Origin of the sequence: Cryobacterium sp. MP_3.1, from assembly GCF_035984795.1 — a bacterium.
In the GTDB taxonomy this organism is placed as follows: domain Bacteria; phylum Actinomycetota; class Actinomycetes; order Actinomycetales; family Microbacteriaceae; genus Cryobacterium; species Cryobacterium zongtaii.
On sequence record NZ_JAXCHV010000007.1, the window covers coordinates 15,128 to 28,619 of the forward strand.

The window sequence follows — 13,492 nt, forward strand, 5'->3', positions numbered from 1 at the left end:
CCCCCGTGCCCAGCGACCAGAGGAAACATCGATATCGTCAGAGAATGACCCCAACGCTGCCTCCGGTGTCCCTGCGTCCCTTTCTCGACACCGATTCCGCGCAGGTACTCGAGCTCAACAGCGCTGCGGTGCCCGCCGTCAACGACCTCGGTGCCGACGACCTGGCGGCGCTGATCATTGCGAGCCACAGCGCGATCGTCGTCGTGGCGGATGCCGAGCCGGACACTGTGCTCGGCTTCGCGATCCTGTTCGCGGCCGGCGCCGACTATGCCAGCGAGAACTACCGGTATTTCTCCGGCCGCGCCCGCACCTTCCTCTACGTGGACCGCATCGTCGTGGCGGCCGGCCACCGCGGCAGGGGCCTCGGCGCCAGGCTCTACGCGGCGGTCTTCGACACCGCGCGTGCCCTGCCCGCCGATGTGGTGTTCTGTGAGGTCAACCTGAGGCCGGCCAATCCCGAGTCACTGGCCTTTCACGGCCGGCTGGGCTTCACCGAGATCGGGCAGCAGTCCACCAAAAACGACACCGTGGTCGTGTCGCTGCTGAGCGCAGTGGTTCCGAAGGTGCGTTCGGCGTCTGGGCGGTAGCGGGTCCGGCTACGCTGAACCACATGAAGCACGCCAGCGCCGGCACCGGCATCGACCTCACCCCGGCCATCGACGGCTGGGTGGGCGCGCAGCGCTGGTTTGCCGGCAAGGCGCACAGCCCGGTGCTGCGGAGCATCGGCCAGTGGGCGCTGCCGACCGACGAGGCGGGGGTGCGCATCGCCTGCCACCTGGTGCTCGACACGGCCAGCAGGTTCTCCACGCTCTACCAGCTGCCGCTGACCGAGCGCACGGCGCCGATGCCGGACTCGTCGGCGCTCATCGCCCAGACGGTGGGTCGCGACGGGCTCCCCCGCTACGTGTACGACGCCCCGCACGATCCCGCCTACGCCGCCGCGCTGCTCAGGTTCATCACCTCGGCCGCGTCGCTATCGTCCGACGACCCGGGCGGTGTCACCGCGCGGGGTGAGCTGCTGCGGGTGGGGATAGGACCCGACGACGCGACCCTGTACAGCGTCACGGCCAGCCGGGTCATCAGCGGCGAACAGTCGAACACCTCGATCATCGTCGACGTCGCCGACGTCGCCGGCCGGCCCGGCCGCCCGGTGATCTGCAAGGTGTTCAGGGTGGTCGCAGCCGGGTCGAACCCGGATGTCTCGGTGCAGTCGGCCCTGGCCGGCGCCGGATCCAGGTTTGTTCCCGAGCCGATCGGCGCCGTGTCGGGCGAGTGGACGAACCCGCTCTCGGCCGCCCGGCACAGCGGGCACCTCGTGTTCGCTCAGGAGTTCCTGCCCGGGGTCGACGACGCCTGGCGGGTCGCCCTGGCCGCCGCCGCGGCCGGTGACGATTTCAGCGTCCCCGCCCACGCCCTCGGAGTCGCGACCGCCGCGGTACACCGGGACCTCGACAGGGTCTTCCCCACCGTGGCGTCCACCCCGGATGTGATCAACCAGTTGTGCCTGACCATGCGGGAACGGTACCGTCTGGCCGCCCGCGAGGTACCGGAGCTGGCCGCGCACCGCGAGGCCATCGAGGCCGTCTTCGCCAGGGCCAAGGCGGCGCCGTGGCCGCGGCTGCAGCGCATCCACGGCGACTACCACCTCGGCCAGGTGCTTGATGTGCCCGGGCGCGGCTGGGTGCTGATCGACTTCGAGGGCGAACCTCTGCGCCCGCTCGCCGAACGCTCACTGCCGGACATCCCGCTGCGCGACGTGGCCGGCATGCTCCGCTCGTTCGACTACGTGGGCGCGACCATCGCCATGCGGGACCCCGCTGGAGCGCCCGCCGCGATCGAATGGGCCATGACCGCCCGGGCGGCCTTCCTGCTGGGCTACCACGCCGGGGACGGCGACTCCCAGGGCGGGACCGCCCAGGCGGGGCAGGAGGCCCTGTTGGCCGCGTTCGAACTCGACAAGGCCGTCTACGAGAGCATCTACGAGATCCGCAACCGGCCCACCTGGTTGCCGATTCCGCTGCGTGCGGTGCGGCGCCTCGCCCAGGAGGCCCACGCCGCCGCCCACAGCCCGGGCTGACCCTCCGCGAGTTGCCCCGCTAGGACCGCTTTTTCAGCTCGGGGAACTGGTCGTCGCGCCACTCATCGGCCAGACGCACGTTCGCTGCCGCGGCCTCGGTCTCCCGCGCCCGCAGTTCCACCCGGCGGATCTTGCCCGAGTTGGTCTTGGGCAGCTCGAAGAACTCCACCCGGCGCACCCGCATGTACGGCGGCAGGCCGTTGCGAGCGTGCCGCAGCACCGCCAGGGCCGTCTCGGCATCCGGCGCCCAGCCGGCCGCCAGGGCCACATAGGCCTTGGCGATGTTCAGCCGGGTGTCGTCGGGGGCGGGCACGACGGCGGCCTCCATCACGGCGGGGTGCTCGATCAGCACGCTCTCCACCTCGAACGGCGAGACCTTGTAGTCGGAGGACTTGAAGATGTCGTCGGTGCGACCGATGAAGGTAAGGTAGCCGTTTTCGTCGCGGACGGCGACGTCGCCGGTGTGGAAGTACCCGTCGCGCAGCACCTCGGCGCTCCGCACGGTGTCGCCGTGGTAGCCGGACATCAGGTTCGCCGCGGGCGTGCTGAGGTCCAGGCAGATCTCGCCCTCTTCGGTGAGGGCCCCGGTGACCGGGTCGACGAGCACCACGGCAACACCGGGCAGCGGCAGCCCCATCGAACCGGCCTTGAGGACCGAGCCGGGCACGTTGCCCACGATCGCGGTGGTCTCGGTCTGGCCGTAGCCGTCGCGGATGGTCAGACCCCAGGCGCGCTGAATCTGGTTGATAACCTCGGGGTTGAGCGGTTCACCCGCCGAGAGGATCTCGCGCAGGCTGTCCGGCTTGGCGCCGACATCCGCCTGGATCAGCATGCGCCACACCGTCGGCGGCGCGCAGAAGGTGCTGACGGCGGCGCGGTGCAGCTGGTGGGCCAGCGCGGCGGGGTTGAATCGCGAGTAGTTGTAGATGAACACCGTGGCCTCGGCGATCCACGGCGAGAAGAAGCAGCTCCAGGCGTGCTTGCCCCAGCCCGGTGAACTGATGGCCAGGTGCACGTCATCGGGACGGAGGCCCAGCCAGTACATCGTGGTGAGGTGCCCGACCGGGTACGAGGTCTGGCTGTGCACCACCATCTTGGGCTTGCTCGTGGTGCCGGAGGTGAAGTAGATCAGCGACGGGTCGGTGGAGGACACCGCGACGTCGACCTTGTCGGCTTCGGCGCCGTGCGACTCGGCGTAGTCGGTCCAGCCCACTGCCGGCTCGCCGACGCAGATACGGGAGTACTGCCCGGGCACGTCGGCGAACTTGGCGGTGTCCTCGGCGTTGGCGATCACGTGCTGCACGCCGGCGCGCAGCACCCTGTCGGCCAGGTCATGGCTGCCGAGCACCGTCGAGGTGGGCAGGATGACCGCACCGACCTTCAAAATGGCGAGCATGGTCTCCCACAGCTCCACCTGGTTGCCGAGCATGAGCATGACGTGGTCGCCCCGGGTGACGCCGTGCTGCACGAGCCAGGTGGCGACCTGGTCGGAGCGGGTGACCATCGCATCGAAGCTGACCTTCAGTTCGCGGCCGTCTTCCTCGACGATCCACAGGGCGGTCTTGTCATTGCCGGTGGCGATCACGTCGAACCAGTCGGTGGCCCAGTTGAAGCTGTCGCCCACGTCCGGCCAGACGAAGGCGGCGGCGGCGCCCGGGTGGTCGGCCCGCAGCTCGAGGAGCTGGTCGCGGGCGCGGCGGAAGTTGGTCGTACTCGGGCGCTCAGTCATGATTCCATCTTCCTCACCCTGGATGCCTCCACAGGCATGGACACCCATCCGGCTGGGAATATGTGCACGAAGGGGTGTTCGGCCAGGCCGAAGCGGGCCAGACTGCGGGCATGGCAGTCGCAACAGCCGTCTCCCCCATGCTCGCCAGGGCCGTCGACACGGTTCCCGAACCGGACAGCGTGCCCGGCGGGTTGAGCTACGAGCCCAAGTGGGACGGCTTCCGCAGCATCGTCACCTTCGACGGCACCAGCAGCACGATCGCCAGCCGCGGATCCAAGATGCTCACCCGGTACTTCCCCGAACTCACCTATGCGTTCGAAGACCTGCTGCCGGAGCCCTGCGTCCTCGACGGCGAGATCGTGCTGCGCACCGGGGACCCGGGCAGCGAACACCTCTCCTGGGAGCAGCTGTCGCAGCGCATCCACCCGGCGGCCAGCCGGGTGCGTCGGCTCGCCGACGAGACCCCGGCCACCTTCGTCGCCTTCGACCTGCTCTCCCGCAATGGTCACAGCCTGCTCGACACCCCGTTCGTCGACCGCCGGGCGGCCCTCGAAGACCTGGTCGGCGACCTCGGTGACCCCATCCACCTCACCCGCACCACGCGGGACGTCGACCTGGCCCGAAGGTGGCTGGTCGAGTTCGAGGGCGCGGGCCTGGACGGCATCGTCGCCAAGCCGCTCGCGGCCGTGTATGCGCCGGGCAAGCGGTCGATGTTCAAGGTGAAACACCACCGCTCGGCGGATGTCGTGCTGCTGGGCTACCGCACGCACGTGAGCGGCAGCGGTGTGGGATCGCTGCTGCTCGGCCTCTACGGCGACGACGGTGAACTGCACAGCGTCGGCGGCGCATCCGCGTTCAGTGATGCCTCGCGGCTGCGGCTGATCGACGAGTTGGAACCGCTGGTGCGCCGCGACGAGGAGGGCGCCGTGATCACCGGGGAGACCGAACGCAACCGGTTCTCGGCGAACAAGGACACCTCCTTCGTGCGGCTGCAACCCAGCCGGGTGCTCGAGGTGCGGTACGACCACATGGAGGGCGAGAGGTTTCGGCACACCGTGCAGTTCGAGCGCTGGCGCCCGGACCGGGACGCCCGGTCCTGCACCTTCGACCAGCTGGAACGGCCGATCGACTACGACCTCGGCGACGTGTTGGAGTGACGGGCCCGATGACCTGGTGTGACGTGGCCCTGGCGCACCCCAACCGAAGGAGAACCCCGTGAGCACGGTGGTCATGTACAGCTCGGTGTCGGTGGACGGCTTCATCGCCGACGAGAACGACCAGCCCGGACCGCTGTTCGACTGGCTGTCCGGCGGTGACGTCCCGGTGGACGAGAGCGGGGCCGTGACGGTGTCGCAGACGTCCTTCGACTACATCCGGCCCTACTGGGACCAGATCGGGGTGACGATCGTCGGTCGCCACGTCTTCGACATCACGGACGGCTGGGACGGGACGCCTCCGGGCGGGGTCGACCACGTCGTCGTCGTGACGCACCGGCCGCGACCTGCGGGCTGGGATCCCGAGGCGCCGTTCCACTTCGTCGAGGGGGTCGAGGCAGCCGTGGCCATGGCGCGGGAGCTTGCGGGTGACCGTATCGTCGAGGTCGCGGCCGGCGACGTCGGCGGCCAGGTGCTCGCCGCGGGCCTGGTCGACGAGGTACGCATGGACGTCGTCCCCGTCGTGTTCGGGTCCGGCAAACGTTACTTCGGGTCGGTGCACGCCCAGCACCTGTTGGAGGATCCGGACGTGGTCATCCAGGGCACCCGGGTACTCCACCTGCGCTTTCGGGTGCGCCGCTGACCGATCGCCGACGCCGCGGGGTCACGGTCGCTCGCCGGCTAGTCCTTGCGGCCGGCGATGAAGTAGGCGATCGGGCCGGCGTAGTTGATCGAGATCACAGCGGCCCAGACCCCCTTGGGTCCGTTGACCTTCTTTGCCGGCCGGTGCGCCAGGTCGCTCCAGGCGAGGCCGGCCAGAATCAGCTGCACGAGACCGCCGGCGATGACGCCGGATTTCTGGCCTCCGGTCATCTCGCTCCACTTCCGTGATGCCATGGTTTTCTCCCATCGTTACCGCGCAGGCACCGGAACTGGCGGCGCGCGTTAGTCGCATCATGCCACCAGCGCACCGCCCGCGCGACGCGCCGGGAAATTGAGCTGTCGGTGCCGCTTATGCTGGTGTTCCCCTCTCGCGCGCGTAGACGCGGGCGCCCGCGTAAGAAAGCCACCATGATCGCCGATATCGACACCCTTCCCCCGCTCGTGTTCGGTGAGCCGAGTGAGTTCCGCGAGCTGATGGTGGCTCTGGTCATGACCGGGGCGAAGACGGGGTCATCCAACCTGCGGGTCGCCTACGAGATGACCGACGAAGCCCTGCCAACCGTGGGGTCGTTCTACGCTCTGGTCGACTCCGCCAACACCCGCGTCGCCGTGCTCGAAATCCTCGAGGTGGTGGAGACCACGGTTCGTGAGGTCACCCTCGAGCAGGCGCAGCACGAAGCGCCGACGCTCGAGCACTGGCGCACCGTGCACCGCGACTACTGGGAGACCCTGGTTCCGGCCGTCCGCAAGCACCTCGGTGAGCCCGACTGGCAGCTGACGGATGATGAACCCGTGATCAGCAAGGTGTTCAGGGTCGTCTAGCTCGTCGGGCCGGACCTGCGCGCGGTCCTGGGGCATCATCAGCCGGCGCGACGGGAGGCGGCGATGATGCCGGCGACCACGAGCAGGAGCCCGATGCCCACGACGGCCGTGAGAAGCCAGGTGACCAGGTCGAACCCACCCGGCACCAGCTCACGGGCCGCCATGAACGCCGCGAGCGCGAGCATCAGGGCGCCCCAGAGGATGGTCGCGAAGAGCGGTCGTTGCCTGGGCAGCCGGTCCGGCGTTGTCGTGGCCGCGTCAGGCGCCGGTGTGGTCTTCAGCGGCGTGGTCTTCAGCGGCGTGGTTTCGGTGGGGCTGTTCGGGTCGGTCATGGTGTTCTCCTCGCAGGCTGTAAGTAAGCGCAGTGCCGGTTAGCGCAGTGCCGGTTGATCGATGGTGACCTGGCCGAAGAGCGTCCAGACCCGGACCGTCGTGACGCCGGTGCCGCGGCCCTCGGCCACGACGCGGGAGTCGTGGAACAGCACGCCGCCCCGGTCGAGGTCGTCCATTCCCGTGTAATCCACCCCGCCGGCGAGGCTGCTGGCCTCGACGGCCACGGTGCGGTTGTCGGGCAGCAGCAGCTCCACGTCGCCGAATGCGATCCAGACGTCGACGGTGTGGTCGGCGCCGGCCGGCGCGGTGTCGACATCCGTCAGATCGATCACGGGAGCGCCGGCGAACATCGCGAAGCCGTTGGGGCTGCTGGTGCTGTACTGCCAGGTGGGATCGCCGACGGGGACCACGTCGGTTCCCACCGGGATGACGGCGGTCCAGGCCATGGCGCCGGCCAGGACGATACTGAAGAAGTTCAGCCAGCCGCCCTCCTTGCCCCGCACGCCGGCGACCACGATGCCCAGGGCGATCACGGCGAGCGCGGCGGAGGCACCCACCAGGAAGGCGCTGTTCGACCAGGCCCCGTCGGCAACGAAGGATGCCGCGACGGCTCCCGCGCTGAGGGCGAGACCGGCGACGACGGAGATGAAGCCGGCGCCGAGGAGCTTGCGGCGCTGGATCGCCCGGTAGCTGTGCGGGTCGAAGGTGGACGCCGGGGCAGACTGGCCGGGGTCCGTCCCGTAAGGGGCGGCGGACCCGTAGGGCGCTGATCCGTGCGGCGCTGATCCGGCCGCGCTGGTTTTGCCCGTCAGGTCGTCCCAGAGTGACGGGCCGGCGGCGGGCGGCTCCGGCACCGGCGGAATCGGCGGGATGAAGGTCGCGGTGGGGGTCGGCTGGGACGCACCAGCTGACTCGGACTGAGCGGTCGGCTGAGCCGCGGTCGGCTGAGCCGCGCCAGGCTGCGCTGTGCCCGGCTGCGGCGCGGTGCTGGGCTGGTACCCCCCGGCGGTCTTGCCCCCAGCCGGCTGGTTACGCGGCGACGGCACTCGCTTGGCGATGTAGATCACCAGCACGATGATGCCCGCGGTGAGCCCGATGGCCCAGCTGGTGCGCAGCAGCACCTCCAGCCAGCCGGGCATCCCCCAGACCTCCGGCGGTCCCTGCCACCAGATTCCCTGCATCCACGGGACGAAGGTGAGAAACAACAGCACACCGACGGCGATCATGGCAGGTTCGAAGATCTGCCGGGCGGCTTGCTCCACCAGGCTGCGACCGGACTCATCGGGCATCAACGCCCAGCCCACCGCGTACAGGAAGAAGATCGGGCCACCGAGGATGGCGACCACGACGGCGATGCCGCGCACGATCAACGGGTCGAGACCGGTACGTGCCGCGACGGCCCCGCAGACGCCGGCCAGCCAACGATCCTGTCCACGCACGAAGCCGAGGCCACGCACCCAGTCGAAGAACGCGGCGCCGCCAGGGGCCTGGGGCGGCCGGGTGGCGCTTGGAGCGCCGTACGGGGTCGGCGGCGGGTTGCAGGACGGTGTCTCGGTCATGACTCCATCTTGCTGCCGTGCGGCGCGGCCGACCATGGGGGAAGACCCTGATTGCACCCTGACGAAGCGGTTCGGGGTGCGAGCGAGCAGCCCATGGGTGCTTGGATGGTGCTGTGACCGACCTGCGTCCCACCGACACCCGTTTCACCGGGCACCTCGTGCGGCCACGCCTGCGCATCGTGGCCGGCGTGTGCGCGGGGTTCGCCCGGCACTCCGGCCTGCCCGTCACCTTTGTACGCACCGTGACCTTCGTACTGGCCCTCTGCGGCGGCGCCGGGGTGCTGCTCTACGGCTGGCTGTGGGCCACGACCCCCGACGAATCGGCGGATGGCGCGGCCGGCATTGCCCCGCACCGGGACCCCCTGCCCAAGGCCGCGCTCACCGGCTCCACCGTGACCCTGCCCGATGCCCGCACCCCGCCGGGCGCCCCGTCCGCCGGTGCGACGTCGGGTCCGGCCGTAGCAACGGCAGGGCCGGAGGCGGATGCCGGCACCGCGGAGCCCCGTCGCGCGCCGGTCACCGAGATCCTGCTGGGGCTCGCGCTGGTCGGTACGGCCGGCGCGTTGATCGCCAACCGGCTCGGCGCCGACCTGCCGCTGGACGCCATCATCCCCGCGATCGTGGCACTGGCGGGCGCCGGGCTGGCCTGGCGCCAGTTCGCCGAGCTGCGCAGCGGCGCCGGTCCCCGCAGCTCCGGCATGCTGGTGCGAGCCCTCGGGGCGCTGGTCCTGGTGGCGCTGGGCATCCTGCTGTTCTTCGTCACCAGCGAGAACCCCAACGTCTGGACCGTCGTCGTGGCGGCCATGTCGGTGCTCGTCGGGGTCGCCGTGGTCGTGGCCCCCTGGGCGGTGCGGCTCACCCGCGACCTCTCCGACGAGCGGGCGGCACGCGAGAGGGAGGCCGGCCGGGCCGAGATGGCCGCGCACCTGCACGATTCGGTGCTGCAGACCCTTGCTCTCATCCAGCAGAAGGCGGGCCCGCACTCGGATGCCGCCAGGCTCGCCCGCGCCCAGGAACGCGATCTGCGGGACTGGCTGTTCACCGGGGCCGCGAACGGTCCGGTCGACCTGGCCGCGGAGCTGCGCGGTATCGCGACCACCGTCGAACGCGACTATGCGGTACACGTGGACGTCGTCGCGGTCGGCTCCGTCGACCGGGAGGTGCCCGAGGCCCTGCTCGCGGCCGCACGCGAAGCAATCCTCAACGCCGCAAGGCACGCCGGCGGCAGTGTGTCGGTGTACGTGGAGTCGTCGCCGACCGCCATCGAGGTCAGCGTCACCGACCGCGGGCCGGGCTTCACGATCGGTGACATCCCAGCCGACCGCATGGGTGTGCGCGAGTCGATCCTGGCCCGCATGCAGCGGGCCGGCGGCGCCGCCTCGGTAAGCCCAGGCCCGAGTGGTACCGGCACCGAGATCCGGCTCTCCCTCCCCCTCGACATCCAGGAAGACACCCCATGAATGACCTCACCGTCGTGATCGTTGACGACCACTCGATCTTCCGGTCCGGGCTGCGCTCGGAGCTGGACCCGGCGCTGCGGGTGCTCGGCGAGGCGGCGACGGTCGACGAGGCCATCGCGGTGGTCGTCGCCACCCAGCCGCGGGTGGTGCTGCTCGACGTGCACCTGCCCGGTGGCACCGGCGGTGGCGGCGCCGAAGTGATCCGGGCCGCCGCGCCGCTGGCTCCGTCGACGCTGTTCCTGGCCCTGAGCGTGTCGGATGCGGCCGACGACGTCGTCACGGTCATCCGTGCCGGTGCCCGCGGATACATCACCAAGAGCGCGTCAGGGACCGAGGTATCGGAAGCCGCCCGCCGGGTGGCCGGCGGGGACGCCGTCTTCTCGCCGCGCCTGGCCGGTTTTGTGCTGGATGCCTTCGGCGCGGTCGCCGGCGAGACCGCGGCGACCACCGACGAGCTCGACAGGCTTTCGGCCAGAGAGCAAGAGGTGATGCGGCTGATCGCCCGCGGTTACGCCTACAAGGAGGTCGCCAGTGCGCTCTTCATCTCCCCCAAGACCGTGGAGACCCACGTGTCAGCGGTGCTCCGCAAGCTGCAGCTCTCAAGCCGGCACGAGCTCACGGCGTGGGCCACGGCGCGCAAACTGCTCTAATGGGTTAGGCCGTGCCGAACCGCTCCACGAAGGCCTTCATGATGGTGGCCGGCTCGGTCACCGTCGAGGCATCGATGGCGGCGATGACCTCGTCATAGGCATCCGGCTCGAAGTAGCCGTTGTCGTGGTAGACCCGCAGCCTGGTGAGGATGCCGGCCTGGGTGAGTTCCGGGTGGAACTGGGTGGCGTAGACGTTCCGGCCGATCCTGAACGCCTGAACCGGGCAGTCCTCCCCCGTGGCCAGCAGAACCGCACCGGTCGGCAGCACCGTGCAGGCCTCCTTGTGGCCGACGAAGGCTTCGAAGGTCGGGGTGATCCGGCCGAAGAGCTGGTCGGCGCTGCCCTCGGGCGTGAGGCTCACCACGATGGGTCCGGCCACCTCCGACCAGGTGTCGTCGACGACGCCGTCGAGGTAGCTGGTGAGCAGGCCGATGCCGTAGCAGGCGCCGAGGAATGGGAAGTCCTGGGCCACCACGGCGTCGAGCAGGCCGGCGAGTTCACCTTCGACGCGGTGCTGCACCGCCGACTTGGTCTCGTCGGGGTCGCTCGCGTTGAACGGGCTGCCGCCCACGATCACGCCGGAGTAGTCGGCGAGGGTGATCGGCGGCATCGGAGCGGCCTCGAGGCGTACCCTGTGCAGCTGCTCGGGCAGCAGGCCGCCGGCCGCCAGGAAGCCGGCGTATTCGTCGTCGGCGGCTTCATCCTCGGAACGGGTCGCCAGCAGTAGAAAGGGCTTCACGGAGCCATGTTACCGATCATGTGCACCGTACGCGGGACACCACGCATCCAGCGACGACGGAAGCCGCTCCCTGATATGGCGGGGAGCGGCTTCCGTGTGTGGGACGGTGTTCCTAGTACCGTTTCAGCGATCGGCGGCGACCGATGACCAGCAGGACGGCGCCCGCGGCCACCAGAGCGAGCACGGCACCGATCGTGCCAGACGGATCAACGCCGGTAGCCGCGAGGTCCCCGGACCGACTCTTCGTGGTGGCGGCTGTGGGCGTTGCCGACGACGGTGCGGCCGGTGAGGCCGAGGGTGTTGCTGTCGGGGACGGCGGGATGACCGCCGGTGCCGTGGCACCGGGTGTCGGCTCTGGTTCCGTTACCGGATCCGGCCCGTTGTTCTCCACGAGCCCCGCGGCCCGCACGTGGTCCGAATGCATCCCGAAGGAGTCCGCGATGCGCGGAACCCAGCAGGCGTCGTTGTGGCGGCCCTCCGGGTAAAGCGCGTACGTGTGCGTGACCCCCTTGCCGGTGAGGAGCGTGTCGAGGGACCTCGCGGCATTGTCGAAGGCGTAGTCGTCGAATTCGCAGGCGTCGAAGAAGTAGTCGTACCGCGACAGGGCCTCGGTGGACATGCCAGCCACGACGGTCAGCGGGGATGCCGACTGCCCCTGAGGTCCGCCGGGTGAGGTGACGCCCACCTGAGCGGGCGCCAGGTTCAGCGCCCCCATGTGCGAGGCCATCGACGAGAACAGGTCGGGGTAGGCGAGCCCGAGCGAGTACGCTCCGAATCCACCCATCGAGACCCCGGACAGACCCCGGTACTCGCGGGACGCAAGCGTGCGGTACTGCTCGTCTACCTGCGGGATCATCTCGGTGGTGAACATGGTCCGCCAGGGAGTGCCGCCGTCGTTGTCGACGTACCAGAGGGACTCTGCGTCGGGCATGATCACGATCGATTCGGCCAGACCACCCGTCGTGTACAACTCGTCGAGCTTGGTGCCGAAGTCACGCGGCTCCCACTCGCGGCTGCCGCCGTTGAAACCGTGCAGCAGGTAGATCACGGGGAATTCGCGGTCGGGCTGGGTGAAGTACGACGGCGGTAGGTAGGTGATGTACTCGCGACGGGCGTCCTCCACGGTCGACTCCACATAGTCACGGAAGAACCTGGAGTGGTTCCCCTGCTCGGTCCGGGTGTCTCGGTTCAGGGTCAGGAATTCCTGGGTGGTCGGCTGGAAGTCATACGGCTGGCCGTCGCGCATCCCGCTGATCGTGCGGTTGGTGTCGACCACGAGCCGACCGTCGGAGCTCTCCACGATCTCCACGCTGGCGTCGGTCAGGGTCAGACTGCCCGACTGCGCCAACCACTGCCTCAACTCGTCTTCCCGGCGGGCGAGGTCGCGACCGTCGTGCACATAGTCGTCCGACAGCGTGGCGAGGTACGCATCGATATCACCCGACGCGAGCGCGCCGGCCTGTGCGGCCAGCAGGTCTTGGACCCACCCCGTGGAAGCGGGGTCGGCCAGCGGACCCGAGATGCCGAGCACCTCCTGGCGCAGGGCGTCTTTCGAGTAGAGCCCGACGGGGCCCTGGTACCAGCCGCCTCCGCCGGTCATGTCGTACAGGCGCACGGCGAGGGTGTTGCTCCCACCGAACACAGGGAGGTCGGCGGGCACCGGGTAGAGCCTCTGTTCGAACCACTGGCTCTTGGCGTCCGGCGGCAGCGAGCCGGAGCCGTTGATCCGGGTGCCGTTGAGGTAGACCTCGTCGACATCGTCCATGAAGCCCATCGAGGCGACCAGGTTGGTGCCCGCCGCGTCGGTGGGCAGGTCGAACGACAGACGGTACCAGGCGTACCCGTCGTAGTCGTCGAACTCGCGACCACCGCCGACCTCCGGTACGGTCACGGCCGACCAGGCCGAATCGTCGAAGGCCGGGTCGGCCCAGGCGAGATCATCGCCCAGCGTGAACTGCCACTGACCGGTCAGATCGAGATTGACCGAGGCGCCCGTTGCTGCGATGGACGGGGCCGCCGGCGCCAGAGCCAGCAGCGGGGCGGCCGCGATCGCCACGGCGGCGATGGATGCGATGAGCGGGCGGCGGGCGGTGTTCCGCGTCGCCCGGGGATGGGTGAGATTGAGATCCATGCGCTCCAACTTCATTGTTGTGCCAACTTCATTGTCGAGTACGGGAACATGGGTCTGTGCACGTTCCCAGCATCGAAGAATAAGCAGTTGACCAGCTCTTCCCCGACCCCGACAGACGATACTGTGAACGTGCACACAAATCAAGCCTTCTGAGGTCACACCGTTGCGAATCCGC

At 69.5% G+C, this 13,492-nt stretch carries 13 protein-coding genes; 7 read left to right on the top strand and 6 right to left on the bottom strand.

Annotated elements, in window-relative coordinates; genetic code table 11:
- Window positions 1-44 precede the first annotated feature (44 nt).
- Window positions 45-587 (top strand): GNAT family N-acetyltransferase, encoded by a 543-nt coding sequence (locus tag RCH12_RS06305; RefSeq protein WP_327016354.1) that lies wholly within the window; start codon window positions 45-47, stop codon window positions 585-587.
- 23 nt (window positions 588-610) lie between these two features.
- Window positions 611-2,077 (top strand): maltokinase N-terminal cap-like domain-containing protein, encoded by a 1,467-nt coding sequence (locus RCH12_RS06310; protein WP_103431588.1) that lies wholly within the window; start codon window positions 611-613, stop codon window positions 2,075-2,077.
- A 19-nt stretch (window positions 2,078-2,096) separates the two neighbouring features.
- Here the strand turns inward: RCH12_RS06310 and RCH12_RS06315 are convergent, their stop codons facing one another.
- The gene (locus tag RCH12_RS06315; protein ID WP_327016355.1) at window positions 2,097-3,806 is read right to left on the bottom strand and encodes an AMP-binding protein; all 1,710 of its coding nucleotides are present in this window, start codon (window positions 3,804-3,806) and stop codon (window positions 2,097-2,099) included.
- A 110-nt stretch (window positions 3,807-3,916) separates the two neighbouring features.
- On the opposite strand from RCH12_RS06315, the gene RCH12_RS06320 reads away from it, so the two are divergent.
- Together RCH12_RS06320 and RCH12_RS06325 are read left to right on the top strand one after the other, a co-directional pair.
- A complete protein-coding gene (locus RCH12_RS06320) occupies window positions 3,917-4,963 on the top strand; it encodes an ATP-dependent DNA ligase (RefSeq protein WP_103432098.1) in 1,047 nt (348 codons plus the stop codon).
- A 58-nt stretch (window positions 4,964-5,021) separates the two neighbouring features.
- Complete coding sequence (locus RCH12_RS06325; RefSeq protein WP_327016356.1) at window positions 5,022-5,603, top strand: dihydrofolate reductase family protein; 582 nt, start codon at window positions 5,022-5,024, stop codon at window positions 5,601-5,603.
- A gap of 38 nt (window positions 5,604-5,641) precedes the next feature.
- Here the strand turns inward: RCH12_RS06325 and RCH12_RS06330 are convergent, their stop codons facing one another.
- Entirely contained in the window at window positions 5,642-5,857 is a 216-nt protein-coding gene (locus RCH12_RS06330) for a PLDc N-terminal domain-containing protein (protein WP_103431585.1), read from the bottom strand.
- Between the two features lie 174 nt (window positions 5,858-6,031).
- Here RCH12_RS06330 and RCH12_RS06335 point away from each other — a divergent pair, with 174 nt between their 5' ends.
- Complete coding sequence (locus RCH12_RS06335; protein WP_165789099.1) at window positions 6,032-6,445, top strand: ASCH domain-containing protein; 414 nt, start codon at window positions 6,032-6,034, stop codon at window positions 6,443-6,445.
- Window positions 6,446-6,483: 38 nt separating this feature from the next.
- On the opposite strand, the gene RCH12_RS06340 is transcribed toward RCH12_RS06335, so the two are convergent.
- Together RCH12_RS06340 and RCH12_RS06345 are read right to left on the bottom strand one after the other, a co-directional pair.
- On the bottom strand, window positions 6,484-6,777 hold the full coding sequence (locus RCH12_RS06340) for a hypothetical protein (RefSeq protein ID WP_327016357.1): 294 nt from the start codon (window positions 6,775-6,777) through the stop codon (window positions 6,484-6,486).
- Window positions 6,778-6,816: 39 nt separating this feature from the next.
- Window positions 6,817-8,337 carry a PspC domain-containing protein gene (locus RCH12_RS06345; protein WP_327016358.1) on the bottom strand — a complete coding sequence of 507 codons (1,521 nt, stop codon included), beginning with the start codon at window positions 8,335-8,337 and terminating at the stop codon, window positions 6,817-6,819.
- A 113-nt stretch (window positions 8,338-8,450) separates the two neighbouring features.
- Here RCH12_RS06345 and RCH12_RS06350 point away from each other — a divergent pair, with 113 nt between their 5' ends.
- Window positions 8,451-9,797: a PspC domain-containing protein gene (locus tag RCH12_RS06350; RefSeq protein ID WP_327016359.1), complete on the top strand. Its 1,347-nt coding sequence runs from the start codon at window positions 8,451-8,453 to the stop codon at window positions 9,795-9,797.
- Window positions 9,794-10,447 (top strand): LuxR C-terminal-related transcriptional regulator, encoded by a 654-nt coding sequence (locus RCH12_RS06355; protein WP_088455911.1) that lies wholly within the window; start codon window positions 9,794-9,796, stop codon window positions 10,445-10,447. The genes RCH12_RS06350 and RCH12_RS06355 overlap by 4 nt, the downstream gene beginning before the upstream one ends.
- A gap of 4 nt (window positions 10,448-10,451) precedes the next feature.
- Here RCH12_RS06355 and RCH12_RS06360 read toward each other — a convergent pair whose 3' ends face one another.
- Window positions 10,452-11,186 (bottom strand): glutamine amidotransferase, encoded by a 735-nt coding sequence (locus tag RCH12_RS06360; RefSeq protein WP_103431580.1) that lies wholly within the window; start codon window positions 11,184-11,186, stop codon window positions 10,452-10,454.
- 112 nt (window positions 11,187-11,298) lie between these two features.
- Entirely contained in the window at window positions 11,299-13,317 is a 2,019-nt protein-coding gene (locus RCH12_RS06365; RefSeq protein WP_327016360.1) for an alpha/beta hydrolase, read from the bottom strand.
- Between the last annotated feature and the right edge of the window lie 175 nt (window positions 13,318-13,492).

What these genes read in the sequence shown, in the direction of transcription:
- RCH12_RS06355 (WP_088455911.1), top strand. Translation starts at nt 9,794, where the DNA reads ATGAATGACCTCACCGTCGTGATCGTTGACGACCACTCGATCTTCCGG.
- RCH12_RS06335 (WP_165789099.1), top strand. Translation starts at nt 6,032, where the DNA reads ATGATCGCCGATATCGACACCCTTCCCCCGCTCGTGTTCGGTGAGCCG.
- RCH12_RS06340 (WP_327016357.1), bottom strand. Translation starts at nt 6,777, where the DNA reads ATGACCGACCCGAACAGCCCCACCGAAACCACGCCGCTGAAGACCACG.
- RCH12_RS06365 (WP_327016360.1), bottom strand. Translation starts at nt 13,317, where the DNA reads ATGGATCTCAATCTCACCCATCCCCGGGCGACGCGGAACACCGCCCGC.
- RCH12_RS06315 (WP_327016355.1), bottom strand. Translation starts at nt 3,806, where the DNA reads ATGACTGAGCGCCCGAGTACGACCAACTTCCGCCGCGCCCGCGACCAG.
- RCH12_RS06305 (WP_327016354.1), top strand. Translation starts at nt 45, where the DNA reads ATGACCCCAACGCTGCCTCCGGTGTCCCTGCGTCCCTTTCTCGACACC.
- RCH12_RS06320 (WP_103432098.1), top strand. Translation starts at nt 3,917, where the DNA reads ATGGCAGTCGCAACAGCCGTCTCCCCCATGCTCGCCAGGGCCGTCGAC.
- RCH12_RS06345 (WP_327016358.1), bottom strand. Translation starts at nt 8,337, where the DNA reads ATGACCGAGACACCGTCCTGCAACCCGCCGCCGACCCCGTACGGCGCT.
- RCH12_RS06330 (WP_103431585.1), bottom strand. Translation starts at nt 5,857, where the DNA reads ATGGCATCACGGAAGTGGAGCGAGATGACCGGAGGCCAGAAATCCGGC.
- RCH12_RS06310 (WP_103431588.1), top strand. Translation starts at nt 611, where the DNA reads ATGAAGCACGCCAGCGCCGGCACCGGCATCGACCTCACCCCGGCCATC.